This is a genomic window from Aestuariibaculum sp. YM273 (assembly GCF_030908365.1).
Classification (GTDB): Bacteria; Bacteroidota; Bacteroidia; order Flavobacteriales; family Flavobacteriaceae; genus Aestuariibaculum; species Aestuariibaculum marinum.
The window spans coordinates 239,779-264,681 of the sequence record NZ_CP133090.1 but is presented as its reverse complement, the minus strand read 5'-3'; the positions used below and the strand labels follow the sequence as shown (position 1 = coordinate 264,681).

At 34.7% G+C, this 24,903-nt stretch carries 19 protein-coding genes; 7 read left to right on the top strand and 12 right to left on the bottom strand.

Features of this window, described 5'->3' with window-relative positions:
- Nucleotides 1-172: 172 nt before the first annotated feature.
- The 3 genes from RBH94_RS01015 (at nucleotide 173) to mqo (ending at nucleotide 4,856) form a co-directional block, all read left to right on the top strand.
- On the top strand, nucleotides 173-2,440 hold the full coding sequence (locus RBH94_RS01015) for an aconitate hydratase (RefSeq protein ID WP_307881988.1): 2,268 nt from the start codon (nucleotides 173-175) through the stop codon (nucleotides 2,438-2,440).
- Nucleotides 2,441-2,546: 106 nt separating this feature from the next.
- Nucleotides 2,547-3,320: a nucleoside triphosphate pyrophosphohydrolase gene (mazG, locus tag RBH94_RS01010; protein ID WP_307881987.1), complete on the top strand. Its 774-nt coding sequence runs from the start codon at nucleotides 2,547-2,549 to the stop codon at nucleotides 3,318-3,320.
- 171 nt (nucleotides 3,321-3,491) lie between these two features.
- On the top strand, nucleotides 3,492-4,856 hold the full coding sequence (gene mqo, locus RBH94_RS01005; RefSeq protein ID WP_307881986.1) for a malate dehydrogenase (quinone): 1,365 nt from the start codon (nucleotides 3,492-3,494) through the stop codon (nucleotides 4,854-4,856).
- 68 nt (nucleotides 4,857-4,924) lie between these two features.
- Here the strand turns inward: mqo and RBH94_RS01000 are convergent, their stop codons facing one another.
- The 11 genes from RBH94_RS01000 to RBH94_RS00950 all read right to left on the bottom strand — a co-directional run bounded on the left by RBH94_RS01000 (nucleotide 4,925) and on the right by RBH94_RS00950 (nucleotide 19,481).
- Complete coding sequence (locus RBH94_RS01000) at nucleotides 4,925-6,898, bottom strand: DUF349 domain-containing protein (RefSeq protein ID WP_307881985.1); 1,974 nt, start codon at nucleotides 6,896-6,898, stop codon at nucleotides 4,925-4,927.
- Nucleotides 6,899-7,026: 128 nt separating this feature from the next.
- The gene (locus RBH94_RS00995) at nucleotides 7,027-7,770 is read right to left on the bottom strand and encodes a shikimate dehydrogenase (RefSeq protein WP_307881984.1); all 744 of its coding nucleotides are present in this window, start codon (nucleotides 7,768-7,770) and stop codon (nucleotides 7,027-7,029) included.
- On the bottom strand, nucleotides 7,763-8,782 hold the full coding sequence (locus RBH94_RS00990; RefSeq protein ID WP_307881983.1) for a DUF368 domain-containing protein: 1,020 nt from the start codon (nucleotides 8,780-8,782) through the stop codon (nucleotides 7,763-7,765). Before RBH94_RS00990 ends, RBH94_RS00995 begins: the two co-directional genes overlap by 8 nt.
- Nucleotides 8,783-9,703 carry a DUF368 domain-containing protein gene (locus RBH94_RS00985; RefSeq protein ID WP_307883124.1) on the bottom strand — a complete coding sequence of 307 codons (921 nt, stop codon included), beginning with the start codon at nucleotides 9,701-9,703 and terminating at the stop codon, nucleotides 8,783-8,785.
- A 51-nt stretch (nucleotides 9,704-9,754) separates the two neighbouring features.
- Nucleotides 9,755-11,143 carry a tetratricopeptide repeat protein gene (locus RBH94_RS00980; RefSeq protein WP_307881982.1) on the bottom strand — a complete coding sequence of 463 codons (1,389 nt, stop codon included), beginning with the start codon at nucleotides 11,141-11,143 and terminating at the stop codon, nucleotides 9,755-9,757.
- A 154-nt stretch (nucleotides 11,144-11,297) separates the two neighbouring features.
- Nucleotides 11,298-12,482: an aspartate aminotransferase family protein gene (locus tag RBH94_RS00975; protein WP_307881981.1), complete on the bottom strand. Its 1,185-nt coding sequence runs from the start codon at nucleotides 12,480-12,482 to the stop codon at nucleotides 11,298-11,300.
- A gap of 6 nt (nucleotides 12,483-12,488) precedes the next feature.
- Nucleotides 12,489-14,696, bottom strand: a complete 2,208-nt coding sequence (locus RBH94_RS00970; RefSeq protein WP_307881980.1) for an OstA-like protein — start codon at nucleotides 14,694-14,696, stop codon at nucleotides 12,489-12,491.
- A 150-nt stretch (nucleotides 14,697-14,846) separates the two neighbouring features.
- The gene (locus tag RBH94_RS00965) at nucleotides 14,847-16,124 is read right to left on the bottom strand and encodes an adenylosuccinate synthase (RefSeq protein WP_307881979.1); all 1,278 of its coding nucleotides are present in this window, start codon (nucleotides 16,122-16,124) and stop codon (nucleotides 14,847-14,849) included.
- A gap of 12 nt (nucleotides 16,125-16,136) precedes the next feature.
- A complete protein-coding gene (locus RBH94_RS00960; protein ID WP_188223261.1) occupies nucleotides 16,137-16,589 on the bottom strand; it encodes a Fur family transcriptional regulator in 453 nt (150 codons plus the stop codon).
- Between the two features lie 26 nt (nucleotides 16,590-16,615).
- Nucleotides 16,616-18,838: a bifunctional (p)ppGpp synthetase/guanosine-3',5'-bis(diphosphate) 3'-pyrophosphohydrolase gene (locus RBH94_RS00955; RefSeq protein ID WP_307881978.1), complete on the bottom strand. Its 2,223-nt coding sequence runs from the start codon at nucleotides 18,836-18,838 to the stop codon at nucleotides 16,616-16,618.
- Nucleotides 18,839-18,908: 70 nt separating this feature from the next.
- Entirely contained in the window at nucleotides 18,909-19,481 is a 573-nt protein-coding gene (locus RBH94_RS00950; RefSeq protein ID WP_307881977.1) for a non-canonical purine NTP diphosphatase, read from the bottom strand.
- Between the two features lie 123 nt (nucleotides 19,482-19,604).
- On the opposite strand from RBH94_RS00950, the gene hpf reads away from it, so the two are divergent.
- Nucleotides 19,605-19,904, top strand: coding sequence for a ribosome hibernation-promoting factor, HPF/YfiA family (gene hpf, locus RBH94_RS00945; protein WP_307881976.1), 300 nt, complete (start codon nucleotides 19,605-19,607; stop codon nucleotides 19,902-19,904).
- A gap of 2 nt (nucleotides 19,905-19,906) precedes the next feature.
- Here hpf and rlmH read toward each other — a convergent pair whose 3' ends face one another.
- Nucleotides 19,907-20,380, bottom strand: coding sequence for a 23S rRNA (pseudouridine(1915)-N(3))-methyltransferase RlmH (rlmH, locus tag RBH94_RS00940; protein WP_307881975.1), 474 nt, complete (start codon nucleotides 20,378-20,380; stop codon nucleotides 19,907-19,909).
- A gap of 127 nt (nucleotides 20,381-20,507) precedes the next feature.
- Here rlmH and nadC point away from each other — a divergent pair, with 127 nt between their 5' ends.
- The 3 genes from nadC (at nucleotide 20,508) to priA (ending at nucleotide 24,882) form a co-directional block, all read left to right on the top strand.
- Entirely contained in the window at nucleotides 20,508-21,368 is an 861-nt protein-coding gene (nadC, locus tag RBH94_RS00935; RefSeq protein WP_307881974.1) for a carboxylating nicotinate-nucleotide diphosphorylase, read from the top strand.
- A gap of 112 nt (nucleotides 21,369-21,480) precedes the next feature.
- Nucleotides 21,481-22,419, top strand: coding sequence for a YihY/virulence factor BrkB family protein (locus RBH94_RS00930; protein WP_307881973.1), 939 nt, complete (start codon nucleotides 21,481-21,483; stop codon nucleotides 22,417-22,419).
- 6 nt (nucleotides 22,420-22,425) lie between these two features.
- The gene (priA, locus tag RBH94_RS00925; RefSeq protein ID WP_307881972.1) at nucleotides 22,426-24,882 is read left to right on the top strand and encodes a primosomal protein N'; all 2,457 of its coding nucleotides are present in this window, start codon (nucleotides 22,426-22,428) and stop codon (nucleotides 24,880-24,882) included.
- Nucleotides 24,883-24,903 lie beyond the last annotated feature (21 nt).

Here is a 24,903-nt window from a genome sequence, read left to right as displayed (position 1 = left end):
GAATTTTTATTCAAGCTCGGTTTTTTTATGGCATTTATCTTCAACGACGATCTCTACTTTTCTATAAGATAAACTCAATATAAATAGTCTAATATTTAGTTAATTAATAAGTCCTATCGCAATTTTTTTAATAAATTAGAGGGAATTTAAATACATTAAAAAAGAAAATAATATGGCATTTGATATTGAAATGATTAAAGGTGTTTACTCAAAAATGGCAGAACGAGTTGATGCAGCTCGTGATGTCGTAGGGAAACCTTTAACGCTTTCTGAGAAAATATTGTATAATCACCTTTGGGATGGAAATCCAACCACAGCGTTTACAAGAGGGAAAGATTATGTCGATTTCGCTCCAGATAGAATCGCATGTCAGGATGCAACGGCTCAGATGGCTTTACTGCAATTTATGCAGGCAGGAAAAAATAAAGTTGCAGTACCTACTACAGTTCACTGTGATCACTTAATCCAGGCAAAGGACGGTGCAGCTGCCGATTTAAGACAGGCAAACAGTGTGAGTAGTGAAGTATTTAATTTTTTAGAGTCTGTTTCAAATAAATACGGCATTGGTTTTTGGAAACCAGGTGCAGGTATTATTCACCAGGTGGTATTAGAAAACTATGCATTCCCTGGGGGAATGATGATTGGTACTGATTCGCATACCGTTAATGCAGGAGGATTAGGTATGGTGGCTATAGGCGTTGGTGGGGCCGATGCGGTAGATGTAATGGCGGGTATGGCTTGGGAACTTAAGTTTCCAAAACTTATCGGTGTGAAATTAACAGGTAAATTGTCCGGGTGGACAGCACCCAAAGATGTAATATTAAAAGTGGCTGAAATTCTTACCGTAAAAGGAGGAACAGGAGCTATTGTTGAATATTTCGGACCGGGAGCAACAGCGATGTCTTGTACCGGTAAAGGAACTATTTGTAATATGGGTGCTGAAATTGGAGCAACGACGTCTACTTTTGGTTACGATGAATCTATGGAGCGTTACCTAAGAGCTACGGAAAGAGCAGACGTTGCGGATGCGGCTAATAAAGTAAAAGATTATTTAACTGCCGATCCTGAAGTTTATGCCAATCCAGAGCAGTATTTCGATCAGGTTATTGAAATAAACTTGTCCGAATTGAATCCGTTGTTAAACGGACCATTTACGCCAGATTTGTCGACACCTGCAGGAAAGGAAATGACTGAAAAATCCAAGACTAATGATTGGCCTTTAGCGGTAGAGTGGGGATTAATCGGGTCTTGTACCAATTCTTCCTATGAAGATTTATCGCGGGCTTCATCAATTGCTCAACAGGCTTTAGATAAAAATTTGAAAACCAAAGCTGAATTTGGAATTAATCCGGGGTCTGAGCAGGTACGCTTCACGGCAGAACGGGATGGTATTCTGGAAGTGTTTGAAAAGTTAGACGCCAAAATATTTACCAATGCTTGTGGTCCTTGTATTGGGCAGTGGGCACGATACAGTGATCCTAAAAATGCGCCAAAAAATAGTATAGTGCATTCGTTTAATAGGAACTTTGCAAAACGTGCCGACGGTAATCCTAATACGCACGCTTTTGTGGCATCACCAGAATTAACTGCGGCTATCGCAATTGCAGGCCGTTTGGATTTCAACCCGATGACGGATAAATTAATTAACGAAGAAGGGGAAGAAGTGATGTTTGATGAGCCAACAGGATGGGAATTACCACCAAAAGGCTTCGAAGTAAAGGATAATGGATATATTGAGCCAGAAGAAGATGGAAGTCATGTTCAGGTTAATGTTAATCCAGAATCAGAACGCCTTCAATTATTAACACCATTTACACCACTTGGCGATGACATTAAAGGCGCTAAATTATTAATTAAAGCCTTTGGTAAATGTACTACCGATCATATTTCGATGGCAGGGCCTTGGTTGCGTTTCCGTGGTCATTTAGATAATATTTCTAATAACTGTTTAATTGGGGCAGTGAATGCTTATAACCAACAAACAAACTTTGTTAAAAATCAATTAACCGGAGAGTATGGTGGCGTGCCGGATGTGCAGCGTCAATATAAAAAGGAAGGAATTAAAACAGTTGTTGTTGGAGATCACAATTACGGAGAAGGGTCGTCTCGTGAACATGCCGCTATGGAACCAAGACATCTAGGTGTTGCGGCTGTTATTGTAAAATCCTTTGCGCGTATTCACGAAACAAACCTTAAAAAACAGGGTATGTTAGGTTTAACTTTTGATAACGAATCAGATTATGATTTAATTCAGGAGGATGATACGTTCAACTTTTTAGATTTGAATGAATTTGCTCCAGATAAGCAATTAACCTTAGAGGTTGTTCATGCCGATGGTAGCAAAGACGTTATTAAATTAAACCATACGTATAACGAGGCACAAATTGCATGGTATAAAGCGGGGTCAGCTTTAAACCTTATTGCAGCTCAAAATGCATAATGTTTAATTGAACTTACTATAAAAATCCAGCTGAATAGCTGGATTTTTTATTTTAATTAATCACATAAAAGTTATAGAATCGTATTTTTACCAAAAACTTACCTAAATGAATACAAGAGCAGATCAACTTAAGGCATTCGATAGATTGTTAACCATTATGGATGAGCTTAGAGCTCAGTGTCCATGGGATAAAAAGCAAACTATGGAAACCCTTCGTCATTTAACTATTGAGGAAACTTACGAGCTTGGTGATGCTATTTTAGATAATGATCTAGAAGAGGTAAAAAAGGAGTTGGGAGATGTGTTACTTCATATAGTGTTCTACTCTAAAATAGGAAGCGAAACGAATGATTTCGATATTGCCGATGTATGTAATGGTATTTGTGAAAAGTTAATCAGTAGACACCCGCATATTTATGGAGATGTAAAGGTTGAAAATGAAGAAGACGTTAAGCGTAACTGGGAAAATTTAAAGCTTAAAGAAGGGAAGAAAAGTGTTTTAGAGGGTGTCCCTAGTAGTTTGCCGGCACTAGTAAAAGCCAATAGAATTCAGGAAAAAGTAGCAGGAGTTGGTTTTGATTGGGAAGAACCAAGCCAGGTTTGGGAAAAGGTAGAGGAAGAACTTAAAGAATTGAAAGCTGAAATAGATTTTAATAATCAGGATGCCATTGAAAGTGAATTTGGAGATGTTATGTTCTCCATGGTTAACTATGCCCGATTCTTAAATGTGAATCCTGAAAACGCATTAGAGCGTACCAATAAAAAATTTTCAAAACGATTTCAATACCTGGAAGAAAAGGCTCAGGCTTTAAATAAACCATTGAAAGAAATGACTCTGGCAGAGATGGATGTATTTTGGGAAGAGGCTAAAAAACTGTAAGCTACTTTATAAATATGTTGACTTTGAACTAATAAGCTTAACATATTTCTAATATTATTTACGAATTATTTCGATACTAAAAAATAAATAATATTGTTGTAGCTATAGATTTTAATTCTTTAAGAAACGATTATCTTTGCATCCGATTATAAAAGACACAAGGTTTCAGAAATGGCTAAAACGATTAAGCACTCCGAGTTTGTTCTTATCGGAGGTGGAATAATGAGTGCCACATTGGCAATCCAACTTTTTGAGAAATTTCCTGGTAAGAAAATAACAATTATTGAAAAGCTGCCTAAAATGGCGGAAGAAAGTTCCGAAGCATGGAATAATGCAGGAACAGGACACGCCGGTAATTGTGAGTTGAACTATACTCCGGAAAAGAAAGGCGCTGTAAAGAAAGGTTCGATTGATACCACTAAAGCAATTAATATTTCAGAACAGTTTAACGAAACACTTAGTTTTTGGAAAGATTGTGCCGAAAAAGGGTATATCAAGAATTTATCTAAATGTATAAACGAAGTACCGCATATTAGTTTTGTTGAAGGTACCAAGAATGTAGAATTTTTAAAAAAGCGATGGAAAGCCCTAAAGGAAGTACCTCATTTTAGAGATATGGTATTTTCTAAAGATATTAATGAAATTAAAGAATGGATTCCCTTAATGATGGAGGGCAGAGATGAGAAGGAAAGCATAGCTGCTACATATTTTGAAAAGGGATATGATGTGAATTTTGGAGAAATTGCCGATCAGTTATTTAACTTTTTAGGTAAGCAGGATAATGTCGAGTTAGTAAATAATAGTAACGTATACAATTTACAGCAAACAGATAATAAGCGTTGGTTAATTTCGGTTAAAGGACAAAGTGTTGGTAAACACTGGAAGATTGTAACAAACTACGTGTTTATTGGTGCTGGTGGAGGTGCTTTGCCATTATTGGAAAAGTCGAATATAAAAGAAGCCAGAGGTTACGGCGGATTCCCAATTAGTGGATTATGGTTACGTTGTACAAATCCAGAAGTTATTGAAAGACATCAGGCCAAAGTTTACGGAAAAGCCAAAAAAGGGTCACCACCAATGTCGGTACCTCACATGGATACCCGAATGATTAATGGTCGTAAGGAGTTGTTATTTGGTCCGTTTGCTGGGTTTACGACCAAGTTTTTAAAGCATGGTTCTATGTTTGACTTACCAAGATCGGTTGAGTTTGATAATATTATGAGTCTTCTGGGCGCGGGTTATCAAAATTTACCATTAGTTAAGTATCTAATTAAGCAGGTAAGTTTAAGTTTTAAAGACCGTATGGAAATGCTTCGAGAGTTTTACCCTGAAGCTAATGATGATGATTGGAAGATTGTTGTAGCTGGTCAGCGTGTTCAAATTATCAAGCGCAATAAAAAAGGATTTGGAAAGTTAGAATTCGGAACCGAAATTATTGTTTCTAAAGACAAGACTATTGCTGCTCTACTAGGAGCATCACCAGGCGCATCAACATCGTACTCGGTAATGAAGAGTGTTATTGAAAAATGTTTTTAAGCATTATTATATAAATGGAAAAAGCGGCTTAAATGCCGCTTTTTTTATGAGGTAATTTATGTTTCGTATTAATACAGTTCTTTAATTTTACTAAGCTTGGTTTCCCATAAATCTAAAGCTTCTTTATGGGTTTTGATGTTATTATGAACCTCTTTAACTAATGGGTTGTTATCATCTACATTTGTGAAAAACTGTAAGTTGTTTTCTAATTGATTGATTTGACTCTTAACTTCATCAATTTTCTTACGGATAAATGAACGCTCGTTGTCTAAATCTCTATTATCGTCTTCAGTGTTCATATGGTCAAGTTTATTTTCAAACTTAATCATTTCAACCTCATTTTTGTCCATTTCAAGCTTCGATAGTAAATCATCTACTGCTTTATTGAATTTTCCTTCAATATAGCGTTTATCATTAGGCACACGCCCTAATTCTTTCCATTGATTGGTGTATTCTTTAATTTGTTCGATGCCTTTTTCTTTGTCTGTAAATGGTTTCAGGTTTTTAAGCGTATCTAAAAGTTCTAATTTTTTACCAAAAGCTTCTAAACCTTCTTTATTGGCAGCATTTCTTTTGGCATGTAATTTATCAAAGTAAAAATTACAAGCTGCTTTAAAACGTTTCCAGATTTTATCACTGTCTTTACGAGGGACATGACCAATTTTTTTCCAATCGCTTTGGATTTTTTTCATCAATGGAGTCGTTACCTCGTAATCTTCACTATCCTTATTGTCTTCAGCGATTTTAATTAAATCCAGTTTCTTTTGAAGATTGGTGTATTGTTCCTTTTTTAGGTCTTTATAAAATCCGTTTTTACGTCTGTTAAATGTTCTTACAGATTCCTTAAATTTAGCCCAGGTGTTTTCATTTTCCTTAATAGGCACCTTACCTGCATTAAAAAATGATTCTCTCAGTTCTTCAACTTCTTTAATTTTCTTTTGCCACCCATTGTGAGAAGTAATATTCTCCTCAGATATTGCTTTAATGGCTTCTATAATTTCAAGTTTGGTTTCTAAATTCTTTTCATAAACCTTATCGATTTCCTGAAAATATAACTGGCGCTTGTCGTTTATCGTTTTTGTCGCTGCTTTAAACTTATTCCAGATGTCTTCTCGGAATTCGCGTTGTACCGGGCCAAGTTCTTCTTTCCACATTTTGTGAAGCTCCTGTAACTCTCTGAAAGCACGCAGTACATTGTCGTCTTTAGCAAGTTCTTCTGCTCGCTCAATAATCTTAAGCTTTTGTTCTAAGTTATGCTTAAAATCCAGATCGCGTAAATCTCGGTTAAGGTGAAGGAAGTCGTAAAACATTTCCACGTGGTGGTGGTAGCTATTCCAAGCATTGTTATATTTATCTCGGGGAATAGGACCTGTATTCTTCCAGCGTTCCTGAAGCTCTTTAAAGTGCTTGTATGTAGTGTTTATATTTTCTTCAACGTTAATTAAGCCTTTAAGTTCTTCAATAATTTCAAGCTTATCGGTTAAATTTTGTTTTAGATTTTTTTCAATATTCTGATAGTACTCGTTACGTTTTTTGCGGTAATCGTTATAGGCAGCTTTGTAACGTTTTTGTACTGGTGAGCTGTAGTAGAAGTCTATTTCATTACCTCCCTCGTTTAAGAAATCCTCTTTCTTTTCATCTAGTAAAGCCTGAAACTTATTTTTGAACTCATGATTGATACCTTCAACATGTGTTTTAATAGCTTGAACCTTTTCTGTTCTAAGAAGACGCTCCAACTCAATAGCGAGTGCTTCAAGCGACATGGTGTCGTAAGCTTTCAGCTCGATAGTATGCCTGTCTTTATGACCTTCATCTTCGGCATCTTCAGCGTTAGACTCATCAATTTCATTTACACCATCATCCTCGCTTTCAGAATCCGAAGTAGAAGTAGCGACACTTTGGTTTTCTTCTTCGGCTTCAGATGTGTTCGCATCAGTAGATTCGGTAGACTCTAGAGACGTGTTTTCAACTAAGTTTTTTTCAGAATGTTCCTCATTCTTACTTTGCTCTTCTTTTCCGTTCAGGTTATTTAAATCAGACATTTTAAAAATGTTAGGGTTCGTAATACAGCTTTGCGTGTTTAAAGATACTAACAAGTCTATTATTTACAAATATTTAGAAGGCAAATTATTTGTGTCTGATGTAAGAATAATTAAAATTTTTATTGAGTTTAAATAGTAACATCCCATATGGACCAAGCTTTTTCGGCTTGAAAAACCAACATCTCTAAGCCGTTCACTATAGTAGCATGACGTTCTTTTCCTAATCTTAAAAATGCGGTTTCTTCGGGATTATAAATAAGATCGAATAAAATGTGTTTGCCGGTTATGCCATTGTAAGGAATATCTGGGTGATTTTCAATATTCGGGTAGGTGCCCAATGGTGTACAGTTTACGATAAGCATGTGCTCTGCTATAATGGCTTCTGTTAACTCATTATAAGTATAGGTTACTCCTTCGGAAGCAGTACGAGACACGTAATAATATTTGATTCCCAATTTTTTAAGGCTGTAGGCAATAGCTTTGCTGGCACCACCTGTTCCTAAAATTAAGGCCGATTTATGGCGTTTTTTTAGATGAGGTTTAAGCGATTTTTTAAATCCGTAGCAATCGGTGTTGTAACCAACAAGTTTTCCTTTTTTGGTAATTTTAATGGTGTTAACAGCTCCAATAGCCTTCGCTTTTTTATTTAATTTATCAAGGTATGGGATGACATCTTCTTTATAAGGAATGGTTACGTTTAAACCGTTTAAACCTTTTGTGTTTTTTATGATATCTGGAAATTCTTCAATAGTTGGAATATCGAAGTTTTCGTAGGATGTATTGGTTATTTGTTCGTCTTCGAACTTCTTTTTAAAGTATGATCTCGAGAAAGAGTAGGAGATATTTCTACCTAAAAGCCCTAGTTTATTCATTAATTTTTCGTGTTTTTTGTCCGTAATATTCCAAACCTAAAACAATCGCAATTCCAAAGAAAATAAATGCTATGGCGTAATATGTTTCGGTATGTAACTCAGGAATGTAACGTTGATAGTTAGCTATTATTTTTTTTCCAGTTGAATCAAGAATAGGTTGGCCATTGTCTGCAAGTTTATAAATGGTATGTTTCCATGGCCAAACGACACCTAAAGAACCTACGATAAAACCAATAATAGCAGAAAGTGTAATACTTTTGTAGCGTTTTAAAATAAAGCTAAGAATATTAGAAAACGTTACTAGTCCGGCAACAGAACCTATAGTGAAAACTGCTAGAACTTTTAACATACGTATGCGTTGCTGATTGTGGATAAAATTAAAGTTACCCCTAATAATGTCTGAAAACGTATCGTATAAGGCATTTACAGAATCGACTAATAGAAGGACATAGTTTCCTAATAAGATAAGAATAAATGAACCTGAAAATCCTGGTAAAGTCATTCCTGAAACGCTAATCATGCCGCAAAAAAATACAAACCAAAGATTGTCGTTTTCTTTAGCTGGGCTTAAAAAGCTAATGCCGGCACCTAACAAAATGCCAATGGCAAGAGAGGTATATGTACGATAGTTCCAGTCTTTAAAATCCTTATTTATATAATAAATAGAACCGATGATCATACCGAAAAACACGCTCCATACATAGAGTTCGTAATGTTCAATAAGGTAATCTAACACTTTGGAAACACTAAAATAACTAACAATCATTCCGAAGAATAATAAGCTAATAAAACGACCATTGATGTAATTGTAAAAGCTTTTGTATCGCCCGTTAATTAGTAATTTAAAAGCTTTACCGTTAATTTTTTTCAGGGAATATATAAATTCTTCATAAAAACCGGCAACAAAAGCAACAACACCACCAGATACACCAGGCACCTTATTGGCAGCCCCCATTCCTAATCCTTTTAGAACCAGAAAAATTTTGTCTTTAAGTGTTCTAGTGATTTCCATTTATGCTTTTTTGGATCCTAATTTTTCAAGAATAAAAATAGTTAAAAATCCGAGGATCATTAAAGTTATGGCGAAGACAATTTGATTATTACCATCAAAAGCAAAAGGAGAGATGCTTTTTTGAATTAATGGGGATTGTATGCCTTCGGAATTTGTATGCCATGAAATCGTTTGTTTCCAAGGCCATACTTTGTTTAAAGAACCGAATATAAATCCGGTAAGTAAAGCTAAAGTAATGTTATGATAGTTTTTAAATAGCCATTTTAACGCATGACTAAAACTCAGTAAACCAATAATAGCTCCTGAAAAAAAGATGATTAACTTTTTAATATCAACATCATGAATCGCATCACTCAAGGTTTTATATGCTCCCAGAATAATTAAAATGAAAGATCCTGAAATTCCGGGAAGAATCATGGCGCATATGGCAATAGCCCCAGCGAAAAATAAAAACCAGTCGCTATCGCTATTTTCCATAGCCGGCAATGAACTAATGTAAAAAGCACTTATTGCACCTACAATAAGTGTTAAAATTACAGCGGCGTTCCATTTTGTAACTTGTTTACCAACAAAATAAATACTCGCTACAATAAGACCAAAAAAGAAAGACCAAATTAAAATAGGGTGGTTTTCAAGAAGGTATTTCGCGAGTTTCATAAAAGAAACATAACTGATAACAATACCACTTAAAAGGGCAAGAATAAAATTACCGTTGACTTCTTTCCAAAAGGCTTTAATTCCCTTCTTGAACAGGGTTTTAAAAAGAGATAAATTAATATTGCTAATGGTTGAGATTAGCTCTTCGTAAATTCCGGAAATGAAAGCAATAGTTCCTCCAGAAACACCTGGAACAGCATCGGCTGCACCCATGGCTAAGCCTTTAAAAGTAATGATTAAATAATCAATTAAGCGTCGTTGCATATTTTGGTTTTGCATAAAAACCAAAGGTATACATTTTAATTAAACGGACGCTTACTGATTTGTTTTTAGTATGTTTTTAACAAGTATTTTATTGGCAATTTCAGGGAAAAGTTCCTCGATAATGAAGGCGTAATCTTCGTTATGATCTATACCATTTTTTAGGTAAAAAATACCCTTGTCGTTTTCATTTAAAGAAAAATATAAGCCAGCCAAACGATATTCAATTTCTGAATTTTCAGGATAGAATTCGATAGCTTGTTCGAAGTTATAAATGGCAGCTTCGGGCTCACCAAGCTTTATCAAAATATCCCCTCTTGAAAGCCAAGTATTTAATTCATAGTTTCCTAATTCTAAAGCTTTTTTATAACCGCGTTCTGCTTCTTCTAAAAAGTTTAAACGATGATTAATTTGTGCGTATAGTTTCCAGTAAACTACATTTTCAGAATCTATATTAATGGCTTTGTTGATATAATAAAGCGCTTTCTCGTAGTTTCTTTTTTTGTTGTAAAAACGAGTAATGGCAATCCAGCCTTTGTCTAATAAAGGATCTTCATGAACCGTTTTATAATAGTATTGAACCGCTAATTCATCATTTTGAAGTTTCTCATGACAGTTACCAATACGTAATAAGGCAAACGATGTCGGGTCGTCTAACTCTAAAGTAATCGTATAGTTTTCAATGGCTTCATTAAAACGTTTCAGTTTTTCTAAAACCTTACCACGTTCTAAATAAGCACCAACGAAGGTGTCATCTGAAATAATAGCAAAATCGTAGGCTGCAAGGGCTTTTTTGTAATTTTTAAGGTTATAGTACTGTTTACCTAATTGATGCCATGCAACTTCGCAGTATGGGTTTTTATCCAGAAAGACCGTAAGGTAGTCAATAGCTTCTTCAGTTTGATTGAGGAAGTCGAAACAATAAATTATGTTGTAAAGAGCAGAATAATCGTCTAAATCTTCTTCTAAACACTTCATGAAACATTCCTTAGCTTTTTCAAATTCATCTAGAAACAGGTATTCCATTCCAATAAGCGAATACAAATCTACAACGTCATCAGTCAAATCAAGCGCTCTTTTAAGCACATCAATGGCTTGCTGATGTTCGTCTTTTTTAGAAAAAATATTAGCTTTTTGGATGTAGATCTCTTCATTCATCGGATCCAGATTATAAAGCTCATTAAGTAATGTGTCTGCTTCAATAAGTTTGTTTTCAAACACATAAACTTCAACTTTAAAAAGTCTGAGATTGACCGAGGTAGGATGCTGGTCTAAACCAAGTTTGATGGCTTTTTTAGCTAAAGCTATCTTACCTTGATTTAGATAGTGATGAATGATGTTTTCAAATTCCTCTGAGTCAAAAAACAACACGTGGTTTGTTTTTAACATCGACTCGAATTTGGTTAGAGGTAAATTGTTGTTTTCATCTTGACTAAACTCCATAGGCACATTTGTAAAGTTCTACTACTATAAATTTAATGTTCTATTTTAATGATTAACGGTTCAGACTTAAATGTTTTTAACAAAGTAATGAACAGTTAAGGAGTTTATTTGAAAAATTAAGTTGTTTGTTGGCAGTTAGTCGTTTGTCGATGTTTTAGCTTTCAAGAATATCATCTAAAATGGAAATAATTATAGAACAACCTTTAATTATTTCGTCTTTTGAAATGGTTAGCGGTGGCGTTATTCTTACTGCCCGACCTTCGAAGAGCAACCAAAATAGAATTAAACCGGCGTCCTGACTCTTTAAAATAACCGTATTTGCAATATCTTCAGATTGCATTATTGGAGCCAGCATAAGACCTTTTCCTCTAATTTCAGTAATTAACGGATGTACTAAAAGTTTTCTGAAAAGTTGTTCTTTTTCTAATGCTTCAGCCATTAGGTTGGTTTCGGTAATTTCTTTTAATGTAGCCAAGGCCGCCGCCGCAATAACCGGATGTCCACCAAATGTGGTTATATGTCCCATTTTAGGATTGTCCATTAATAAATCCATATGTGCTGTTGAAGCTGTAAATGCACCAATAGGCATCCCGCCACCAAGACCTTTGCCCATAACAACAATATCTGGGGTGCAATTATAGTTTTCAAAACCGAATAATTTACCTGTACGACCAATACCTGGCTGGATTTCATCAAGAATGAGAACAGCTCCAACTTGATCGCAACGCTTTCTGACTTTTGCTAAATAGTCATTTTGTGGTTCTATAAAACCTGCTCCACCTTGAATAGTCTCTAAAATGACTCCGGCAGTTTTATCTGTTATTCTTAAAAGATCTTCTTCATTATTAAATTCAATAAATCGAATGCCGGGAAGTAAGGGTCTAAACGCTTGTTTACGTTCTTCGTAACCCATAACACTCATTGAGCCCATGGTATTGCCGTGATAGGCTTTTTTTGCTGCGATAATTTCACTTCTACCAGTGATGCGCTTCGCGAGTTTTAAAGCACCTTCAATGGCTTCTGTGCCTGAATTGGTTAAATAGGTTTTATCTAAAGGTTCAGGTAGATGATTAGCAATAAGTTTACATAAATCTACAGGAGCTTTTTGCGCATATTCCCCATACACCATAACATGCATGTATTTATCCAGCTGTTCTTTTGTAGCATTAACCACTTTTGGGTGATTATGTCCTAATGGTGTTGCCGAAACTCCTGAAACAAAATCTAAAAAGTCTTTACCACTGGTGTCATAAATATAACTGCCTTTAGCATGTGATATTTCCATGTTTAATGGCAAAGCTGATGTTTGGGCTTGATATTTTAAAAAATCTTGTTTCACTTATAACTATTTGTTTATTGTAGAACCGATATTTTTTGGAATTTTGTTACTTCCTTCTGAGGATTTTTTTAAATACATTTTTATGGTATAATCCAAAATCGTATTGGTACTTGAATCTAAATTAAAGCCGTTAAAATAACCAATAAAAAGTTGCAGAGAATTAACTCGAGAATAATAATCTATATTCTTCTGGGAAGATGTCATTATCGATTCATATAAATTAATTACGCTTTTTCCTTCTTTATAAGTTAAGGATATTGGAAAATTTATAGGATTCCAATCAGTTAAGCCTTTTAATATTTTTATTTGGTTTAGATTATCACTTGATATTCCTTTTTGTAAATCTAAAATAAATGCTTTATCTAAATCCTTCAATTCTTCATAGTTAAATTCTACATAAATCCCCATGACTACTGAATTTGGGATACCGGCAGTTTTAACAATATTAAATTTGGTTTTGCTAATTTCGTCGAAATTGAATGGCTCTCCTCCTTTTAAAGTTATTTTGGTAAAAGGTATGTTAGAATAACTTTTTTCAAGTGCATTATCAATCCGCTCCATCATTTCATCATTAAAGAAATCATCCTCAGGTATGTAATCTTCAAGACCTTGAATTTTAGGTAGTACTAAAGGTTCATCTTCTTTGAATAAATCTGCAACAGATGTTGGTCTTTCTTCTTCTCTCCAGTCAAAACCTTTTAAGCGTTTGTCTTTATCGAGGTATTTTGACTCTGGAGGTAAAGTGCCATCCACTTGATTAAAACGGGTGTATTCCTCAATATCACCATTTCCGAAAAGGATAGAAATACTTCCAGATTTTGCCTTGTCGATACCTACTAATTCTTGCTTGTCATTACGAACGTAAAAAATGGATTGCGCATTTTTTGTAATATCAACATGGCGTAACTGATTTTCTCTATCAAATAAACCTAATAATTTTAATCCGTTTATTTGGTTATAGCCATCATCGGTAAGTGTATCTTTACTAATGATAAACGCATTATTGAACACAAGAAGTGAATCTAATTTTTCAGTTTTAGTATTTGAAAATAGATGTATTGTGTCACCTGTCATCTGGCTTTCGGCATTCCACATGATAGGTTTCTTGGAGGTAGAAAATTTATCGGAAGAAGATAGTCTATTTAGGTTGATTAATTGAGTAAGCCCTGTTTTTTGGTTAGAATGGATAGAATCTGCTTTTCCGCTTAAATCAGTTTTAAAAATTTTTGCATTGTAATATGCTCTTAAAATACGTTCATCTGGTTTGCCGGTAACCATGATTTTATCTGCATGCATATAGATAGAATCATTCTCCTGTTTAGTGATGGCTAGGGCACGTTTTGTGATAAAAATAGAATCTTTTTCTTTAAAAACTTCAGCATAATGCCCTTTAACAATAGTTTTGTTTATAGTGTCGGTAACCTTAATATTGTTAGTCGCTGAAGCAAAACTGATGTTATTATCAAAGTATAAGCTATCCCCTTCAATAATACGGTTGTCGTAATCGATTCTGGACTCTTTTACGGCGTAACCGGTTTTATTTTTAGTATCGTAAAACCCCTTTTCACAATAGGTTTTACTGGTTTCTGTTACAATGGTTGAAGGACCGTATAAATAGGCTTTACCTGTATCGGAATAAAAGTCGAAATAATTCGAATTAATAACAGCATCGTCACTTGTTAACACAACATCATCGGTAAAACGATATTTTTTTTGCTGCATTAAATAGCGTCCTATTTTACTGGTAATGGTTCCGGACGTGTCTTTTACAACGGTACCACCGCTTTTGTAAAACGCTTCTTGATTGATACGGTCGAAATATAAAGTGTCGCTTGAAATCGTGGAATTGGGGTCTTTTAAAACCACATCACCACTGGCAAAAGCTAATTCAGAAATCCCACTATATTCAATGTATTTGGCAGACATATTTATGGTGTCGCCTTGAATCATTTTTACATTTCCGTAGGCTTCAATAAAGTTTTCTTTACCATATCTAATAGCTTTATCACACCACAAATCGGTTCCATTATGATATAAATGGACTTGTTGAGAATCATCTCTTGTTAAAATGGTTGCTCCGGGATAATTTGCTTCATCACGATTAAGCCTACCTGAATATTTAATATCAATTTGTCTTTTATCTTGAGCAGAGCTATTGTCAATTATAAATAGGCACAAGACAAGTAATAAATATATTGGGGTTGATGTTTTCAATATTAAAAAGTTTGTAGCAAAAATAACGATATTTCTAAAGTTTAATTGTTTTGTTTCAAAAAACGCTGCAAAATATCTAAAGTATATTTATTAAATAAGAAAAGACCACTCAATAGTGGTCTTTTGTATTTTAAATAGAAATAAAATGAATTATTTATCTCTGAAAATTGTTTGTTTTCTATCAGGTCCTACAGAAACGATGGTAATCGGAATTTCTAATTCTTTTTCTAAGAATTCGATATAATCGTTTAATGCTTTCGGCATTTGAGATGCATCCGACATTTCTGTTAAATCTTCAGCCCAACCTTCAACTTCTGTATAGATAGGCTCTATGTTTTCAGGGTCGATGTTGTAAGGGAAATGTTTAATAACGTCTCCTTTATAGTTGTATGCAGTACAAACTTTTAAGGTTTTAAACCCAGAAAGTACATCGCCTTTCATCATCATTAATTGCGTAACACCATTAACCTGACAAGCATATTTTAATGCTACAAGGTCTAACCAACCACAACGTCTTGCACGACCTGTAGTTGCACCAAATTCGTTACCAACACGACTCATAGTCTCACCATCTTCATCGAATAATTCGGTAGGGAATGGTCCGGAACCAACACGTGTAGTATAGGCTTTAAAAATACCGAATACCTCACCAATTTGGTTAGGCGCCACACCTAAACCAGTACAAGAACCAGCAGCAGTGGTGTTACTTGATGTAACAAATGGGTATGTTCCGAAATCGATGTCTAATAACGATCCTTGAGCACCTTCAGCTAAAATGGTCTTACCTGATTTTTGAGCCTGGTAAACATATTCTTCAGAATCTATAAAGGTTAATGTTTTTAAAACTTCGACAGCTTTAAAGAATTCAGCTTCTAATTCTTCTAAATTATATTCAATTTTTGCATCGTAAAATGCAATCATAGATTCGTGCTTATCGGCTAACGATCTGTAACGTTCTTGCCAATCGCTTAATTCTAAATCACCAACACGAATACCGTTACGTCCGGTTTTGTCCATGTAAGTTGGTCCAATACCTTTTAAAGTAGAACCAATTTTTGCTTTACCTTTTGAGGCTTCGCTTGCCGCATCTAATAAGCGGTGCGTTGGTAAAATAATATGTGCTTTACGAGATATTACTAGAGATTTTTTGTAATCTACATTTTGCTCTGCTAATTTATCCAGCTCGCCTTTAAAAATAACAGGGTCTATAACTACACCATTACCAACTAAATTAATAGTGTCTTCGTGAAAAATTCCGGAAGGAATAGTATGTAAAACGTGTTTTTTACCGTTAAAAACTAAAGTGTGTCCTGCGTTTGGACCACCTTGAAAACGCGCAATAATGTCGTAGTTAGAGGTAAGTACGTCAACAATTTTTCCTTTGCCTTCGTCACCCCACTGTAATCCTAGTAGTAAATCTACTGCCATTTTAAATATAAATTATTTAGTTGCTTTTCTATTTCCGTAGAAATAAAGTGAATGATTATTAATTTCGATATCGAAAACTTCTTCGATAGTTTTTTTGATAGACTGAATTCTTGGATCGCAGAATTCAATAACTTCACCTGTGTCTGTTAAAATAACATGGTCGTGTTGCCTATCGAAATACGATTTTTCGTAATGCGCCTGATTTTGTCCAAACTGGTGTTTTCTAACCAAGCCACATTCCAGAAGTAGTTCTATGGTGTTGTAAAGCGTAGCGCGAGATACACGATACTTTTTATTTTTCATATTAAGATACAGAGACTCAATATCAAAATGTTCTTTGTTATTGTAAATCTCTTGTAATATAGCATACCTTTCGGGCGTTTTACGGTGTCCGTTGGTTTCTAAAAAGTTAGTAAAAACACTTTTTACTATTTCTTGATTTTTTGTATCTGCGCTTGCGTTCATAATTTCGTTGCAAATTTACACTTTTTTTACACTCTAGTAACCTTATCTATACCATTAATTTTTCGAAGTTTTTCTAATAACTTTTTAAGAAGGGTATTATTCTTGACAATTACGTTAATTTTTCCTGAGAAAATACCGTCGTTACTTTCAAAACTGATGCTCTTCATGTTAACATGCATGTTTTCAGAAATGATTTTAGTAACATCATTTACCAGACCTATATGGTCTATACCTGTAATAACGATAGTAGCTAAGAATTCCTGTTGCGAAGAATCAATCCACTTTGCAGTCATAATTCTGTAGGCGTAGTTGGATTGTAAACTTAAGGCGTTCGGGCAATTTTTCTTATGGACTTTAATACCCTCTGAAACCGTTAAGAACCCAAACACATCATCGCCAGGAATCGGGTTACAGCAACTAGAGAGTTTGTAATCTAGTTTTTCCTCCTCTTTACCAAAAACCAGTAAATCATAATTAGAAGTTACTTCATCTTTTTCTATTTCCTCTTTGCTTACTTGGTGCGGTTTTCTGGTAATTTTATTCTTAATGAAATTCATTAAGGTATTACTTCTAGACGCAGCAAAGTCTTTTAGCATGGTGTTGTCTATAGTTCCAATGCCTACACGATAGAATAAATCCAGACTGGTTTTAAGTTTAAAGTAATTTACCAGTTCGTTTATGGACGCTTCATTAAGCGTGATTTTAAGTTGTTTTAATTTACGCTTAAGAAGTTCTTTTCCGTCTTCGCCAATACGTTTTTTATCTTCTCTTAAGGCAGATTTAATTTTACTTCTGGAGCGTGCCGTAGTAGCATAATCTAACCAGTTGGCGGTTGGTTTCGCACTTTCAGAAGTTAGAATGCTTACCTGATCGCCACTTTTTAGTTCGTAACTAAGCGGGACTAATTTTCCATTGACTTTAGCGCCACGCGTTTTCATACCAACTTCGGTGTGAATGCTGAACGCAAAATCTATAGGTGTTGCTCCTTTAGGTAATGATTTTAATTCTCCGGCAGGGGTGAAGACAAAGATTTCTTTAGAGTATAAGTTAAGTTTGAACTGCTCAACAAAATCTACAGCATTCGTTTCTGGATTTTCTAATGCTTCCTGAAGTTTATTAATCCAATCTTCAAGACTATCTTCTTTTTCGTCTGCTTGTTTATATTTGTAGTGTGCCGCATAACCTTTTTCGGCAATTTCATCCATACGTTCACTACGAATTTGTACTTCTACCCAGCGTCCTTTAGGTCCCATTACTGTGATATGTAAGGCTTCGTAACCTGTGGTTTTAGGAGATGAAATCCAGTCGCGAAGGCGAATAGGGTTGGGGCGGAAGTGATCGGTAACAATAGAGTAAATTTTCCAGGCTAGGAATTTTTCATTAGCAGCATCACTTTTATATATAATACGGATAGCGAATTTATCGTAAACTTCATCAAAGGTTACCCCTTGTTTAATCATCTTCCTTCTTATTGAGAAAATAGATTTCGGTCGTCCTTTAATGGTGTAATTTAACTGTTCGCGATCTAATGTTCTTTTTATAACATCACTAAACTGAGCGATATATAAATCCTGTTCTTCTTTACTTTCTTTTATTTTATGAAGAATATCATAGTATACATCCGGCTCGGTGTATTTAAGACCTAAGTCTTCTAATTGAGTTTTGATGTTATATAAACCAATGCGGTGCGCTAAGGGCGCGTATATGTATAAAGTTTCTGATGCGATTTTTTCCTGTTTATCGGTACGCATCGAATCCATGGTTTGCATATTGTGCAAACGGTCGGCAATTTTTATGATGATAACACGAACATCGTCATTAAGGGTTAATAACATTTTACGGAAGTTCTCTGCTTGTAGTGAAACATCCATATCCTGTTCTTTGCTTAAAGACGATATTTTAGTTAAACCGGCAACAATAGTGGCTACGGTTTTTCCAAATAATCGTTCGATGTCCTCAATTTCGTAATCGGGACTATCTTCAACAACATCATGCAATAAGGCAGCGGCAATAGACGTGGCGTCTAGGCCGATTTCCTGAGCGACAATTTTAGCAACAGCAATCGGGTGAAAAATATAGGCTTCACCTGATTTTCTACGTTGATCTTTATGACCATCTAAAGCAACATCAAAAGCTTTACGAATTAATTTTTTATCGTCGTCTGTAAGTGTTGTGTAACTAACTTTAAGTAACTCTTTGTAAGCCTTGGTTATGGCTGCATTTTCTTTTTCTATTTCTTCCTCTGTCATATCTTAAAAGTAACATAAAGAATATTAACAACCAATAGCAGTAATGCTTTTTTTAGGTTGATAGCTGTGATTACGAATTTAAAAATTTAACAAGCTGCGATACAGCATTTCCACGGTGGCTGATGGTGTTTTTAACGCTTAAATCGAGTTCGGCAAATGTTTTGGTGTAACCGTTAGGTTTAAAAATGGGGTCGTAACCAAAACCTTTTTCTCCGTGTTTTTCTGTAGTGATTTCACCTTTGCAGATTCCCGTAAACGTATGAAGCTTATCGTTTAAATAAAGTGCAATTACAGTTTTGAACTGGGCTTGTCTGTTAGTTTTATTTTTTAAGTTGTCGAGTAATTTATTCATGTTATCGTTAGAATCACGTTGCTCGCCAGCATAACGCGCAGAATAAACTCCGGGTTCTCCATTTAAAGCTTCAACTTCCAGTCCGGTGTCGTCGGCAAAACAATCGTAACCATAATGTTGTTTTATGTATTCGGCTTTTTGAATGGCGTTACCTTCAATGGTATCTTGTGTTTCAGGAATATCTTCATGACAATCAATATCTTTTAAACTTAAAAGGGTAATGTGATCGGGAATTAAAGCCTGTACTTCTTTTATCTTATTTAGGTTGTTAGTGGCGAAAACCAATTTCATAAGTTAAATTTTTAGGTTCAAAAATAAGAGTATTACGATTAATTAGATTATATTACATGACAAAAATCATTATAATTCAATAACCATACTCTTAAATTTGAGTATTAATAAAAACAATATATTATGACTGTAAATTTTCAATATGTAGGTGTAGATGTAAGTGAAACCCTTTCGGCTTTTACAGAAGAAAAATTAAGTAAAATTTTTAATCGTTACGAGTTCTTAATCAGTGCTACGGTTTATTTTAAAATGGACGATAAAGAGCACGAAACTGGGAAAATATGTAATATAGAATTGAGTGCCCCAGGACCACGATTATATGCAACGTCTATGGAGAAAAATTTTGAAGTGGCGGTACGTGCAACTATTAGCGATTTAGAACGACAGTTAGAAAAACGAAAAGAACTTATGAAAACACATTAGTCTCATCGGTGGTGATACGGTTCATTTCTTAAAATTGTAAAGCCACGGTATATCTGTTCTGTAAAAAATAAACGAATCATTTGATGGGAAAATGTCATTTTAGAAAGTGATATTTTCCCATTTGCTTTTTGGTACACCTCGTCTGAAAAGCCATAAGGTCCACCAATAACAAATACCAGTTGTTTGATGCCGGAATTCATATGTTTTTGCAAATAATTTGAAAATGCAACCGAATCGAATTGTTTTCCGTTTTCATCTAATAAAATTAAAGCATCGGTATTATTAATCTTACTTAATATAAGTTCTCCTTCTTTTGCTTTTTGCTGAGCTTCACTTAAGTTTTTTACATTTTTTATATCCGGAATGATATCCATCGAAAATTTAATGTAAAACCCTAATCGCTTCTGATAATCGTCTATAAGTGCCTGCAGATTCTTGCTGTCTGTTTTTCCTATGGCAATCAATTTTATCGTCATAAACGCAAAATTACTATTTACTATTTATGATTTATGAATTTAAAACGTAAAAAATTAAAAAATCGTAAATGGAAAATTTAGAAAAGTGAATCAATTTCTTATTTTTGTTGCAAACCAACAATAGATTATGATAACACAAGAGCAGTTTGATCAAGAAGTCAAATCGATAATCGCTAATGCTATTAGAGAAGATGTAGGAGACGGAGATCATAGTTCATTAGCTTGCATTCCGGAAAACGCTAGAGGTAAAGCCAAATTACTTGTAAAAGACAAGGGGATTATTGGAGGTGTTAACTTCGCGAAAAAGGTTTTTGCATACGTAGATAAAAATTTAAAATTAGACATTCTAATTGAAGATGGATCTGAAGTGACATACGGGGATGTTGTAATGTACATAGAAGGGCCTTCAAGATCAATTTTAAAAGCAGAGCGCACTGTTTTAAACGCCATGCAGCGTATGAGTGCTATTGCAACTAAAACCCGCATGTTTGTAGATTTAGTAAAGGGTACTAATACTACGATATTAGATACCAGAAAGACAACACCAGGTATTCGTGTTTTAGAAAAATGGGCCGTGAAACTTGGTGGTGGTGAGAATCACAGATTTGCATTGTATGATATGATTATGCTCAAAGATAACCATATTGATTTTGCTGGAGGTATTACCAATGCTGTTGAAATGACAAAACAGTATTTAAAAGAAACTGCCAGAGATTTAAAAATTATGGTTGAGGCCAGAGATTTAGTTGAGGTTCAGGAAATATTAACGTTAGATGGCGTTTATCGAATTTTATTAGATAATTTCGACTATGAGGATACCCGCAAAGCGGTGAAAATGATAGGAGATAAATGTTTAACAGAATCTTCAGGTAATATTAACGAATCGACAATTCGTTTTTATGCAGAGTGTGGCGTGAATTTTATTTCATGTGGTGCCTTAACACATTCTGTGCATAACATGGACTTGAGTTTAAAAGCTATAAAGTAGTTTAAACGTTTAAACAGTACTGACATAAAGACTTTTATAAACACCAATACTTTTTTAAGTATTGGTGTTTATATTTTAATAACTTTGTTATAAACGATAAAAGAAGTTATTAATGACAAAACCTATTGAAGACAAATTAGATACAATTCCTGTTGTAAATGTCTTTGTTCGGTTTTTTAAGAAAATTAAATTACCAGGGTTAGAAGGTTTATCGTTTTACGATTTGTTAGAGTTATATGTTACCGGTATTGTAAAAGGAGCATTAACTACAAGGGCGAGTGCTATCGCCTTCAGTTTCTTTACAGCGCTGTTTCCTTTTTTATTATTCGTTTTATTTATCATCCCTTATGTTCCGATAGACGATTTTAAAATTGAATTCTTAAAGTTTCTAGAATCGTTTTTACCACCAACAACATCTGATTTTTTCTTTCAGAATATTTTTGAAAATATAGACCAGTCGCAACGTGGTGGCTTATTGTCCTCTGTGTTTGTATTGTCTTTATTATTAATGGCAAATGGGGTAAATGCCGTATTCTCTGGTTTTGAGAATTCTTATCATGAGCAACTCACCAGAAATGTATTTCGCCAATATTTGTATGCGTTAAGCGTAGCTTTAATTTTAGCGTTGCTATTAATACTTACCATTGCTTTCTTAGGGTATTTTCAAATTTACGTGGTACAACGCTTATTCGAAACTTTGCAGAATAAGGGCTACGAAGTAGCATCACAAAGTGTCTTCTGGGTAAATGTTGTAAAGTATGTGTTTTTTGTTTTTATGGTGTATATAGCCACGGCAACTTTATATTATTTTGGAACGAAAGAAGGGAGACATTCGCGATTTTTTTCTGTTGGAGCTTTGTTTACTACTATATTAATTTTAGTGTCTTCGTATTTATTTGGTATTTACATTGAAAATTTCAGTCAATACAATAAATTATACGGATCAATAGGCGCGCTATTAATTTTGCTCTTTTATCTGTGGCTTAATTCAAATATTTTACTTTTGGGCTACGAACTAAATGCATCATTAAACAAACTTCGAAAACGCTAATTATTCATGCAGCATTTTATAGATGTTATTATTCCTGTACCGCTACAGAAGTTATTTACTTATAGCATTACAGCAGCTGAATCCAATTTTTTAAAAGTTGGTATGCGCGTGTCTGTACCTTTTGGAAAATCGAAAATTTACACGGGTATAGTTTATAAAATACATAGCGAAGCTCCCGAAGTCTACGAGGCAAAAGATATTCATCAAATATTAGATGACACGCCAATAATTAACGAACAACAACTACGTTTATGGCAGTGGATTGCGAGTTATTATATGTGTACGCTAGGTGATGTTATGCGAGCGGCTTTGCCAAGTGCTTTTATTTTAGAAAGTGAAACAATTATTTCTAAGAACACGCAAAAGAAAATTGATGAATCTATTTTAAAAGATGATGAGTTTCTGGTGTTTGATGCGCTTCAGTTTCAGTCGTCATTAAAGATTCATGATATTTCCAATATTCTGGGAATTAAGAATGCTTTGCCTATAATAAAACGTCTTATAGAAAAGGAAGTTATTTTGGTTGAAGAGGAAGTGTATGAAAAGTATAAACCTAAATTGGTACGGTACGTTAGACTTCATAACAGTTACACTTCTGAAGTCGATTTGCACCAGTTGTTAGATGATTTAAGTCGTGCGCCAAAGCAGCACAAAGTTATTATGACGCTTTTTTCACTGTCGGCCTCTACCAAAAAACCGATTAAGGTAGCCGATTTAACCAAGGCTAGTGAGGCATCATCATCTATTATAAAAGCTTTAATAGATAAAGGTATTCTTGAAGAATATTATATCCAAACCGACAGGGTGGAGTACGAAGGTGATGGAAACAATGAATATACAAAACGACTAAATGAGTATCAGGATGCGGCGTTAACAGAAATAAAAGAAGCGTTTAAAACGCAGTCTGTTGTTTTATTGCATGGTGTAACTTCGTCAGGTAAAACTGAGGTTTATGTTAAATTAATAGAAGAAGCACTGAGTAGAGATGAACAGGTGTTGTATTTGTTGCCTGAAATAGCTTTAACCACACAATTAATTACACGACTTCAAAATTACTTCGGAGAACAGGTGTCTGTGTTTCACTCAAAATATTCAACTCATGAACGTGCTGAGGTTTGGAACAATGTTTTAAATAATAGTCACAAAGCCCAGGTAGTTTTAGGGGCACGGTCGTCAATATTTTTACCCTTCAATAATCTTGGCCTAATTATAGTCGACGAAGAGCATGAACAGTCTTTTAAACAATTCGATCCGGCGCCACGATATCATGCCAGAGATACAGCAATTGTATTGGCGCATTTATATCAGGCTAAAACGCTTTTAGGTTCGGCAACCCCAAGTCTGGAAAGTTATTTTAATGCGAAACAACATAAGTATGGTTTAGTAGAAATAACCAAGCGTTATAATAATGTATTGATGCCCGATATGGAGTTAGTTGATATTAAGGACAAGCATAAGCGAAAAAAGATGAAAGGGCATTTCAGTGATCGGTTGATCGAAGAAATGACGGATGCGCTTAGTGAAGGTTTTCAAGTGATTTTATTTCAAAACCGTCGCGGATTTTCGCCAATTGTAGAGTGTAATACCTGTGGTCACTCCCCACAATGCCCTAACTGTGATGTGAGTTTAACCTATCATCGATATAAAAACCAGTTGCGTTGTCACTATTGTGGGTATGTCATGGCGATGCAGGATAATTGTATGGCTTGTGGAAGCCCGGAAATAGATAGTAAAGGATTTGGAACCGAACAAATCGAGACCGAAGTGAAAAATTTGTTTCCTGATTATAAAGTGGCTCGAATGGATTTAGATACCACTCGTGGAAAATATGGTTACGAAAAAATTATTTCCGCTTTAGAACAACAGGAAATTGATATTCTGGTCGGGACCCAAATGCTAACCAAAGGGTTGGATTTTAGAAATGTAAAGCTTGTTGGTGTTATGAATGCCGATAATATGCTGAACTTCCCTGATTTTAGAGCGCACGAGCGAAGTTTTCAGTTAATTCTTCAAGTGGCAGGTAGGGCAGGACGGACAGATCAGCGTGGAAAAGTATTGATTCAGAGTTATAATCCGCATCATAATATATTACAGCAAGTATCGACTAATGATTACTTGTCGATGTATAACGAGCAAATGGATGAACGTTATAATTTTAAATATCCACCTATATATAAGCAGATAAAAATTACTTTAAAACACAAAGATTATTTAAATGTAGAGAATGCTTCTATCTGGTATGCGAAATCGTTGCGAAATGCCTTTGGTGATTATGTGTTGGGACCAGAATCACCGCCTGTTGCAAGAATTCGAAATCAGTTTCACAAAAATATATTGGTTAAAATCCCTAAGAAACAGTCGCTGGCTAAAACAAAAGAAGCTATTACTAAAATTAATAACAGCTTCTTGAGTATAAAAGATTTTCGTTCAGTTAAGGTGGTTTTAAATGTTGATAACTTTTAATTGAGAGACGACTTAACTAAG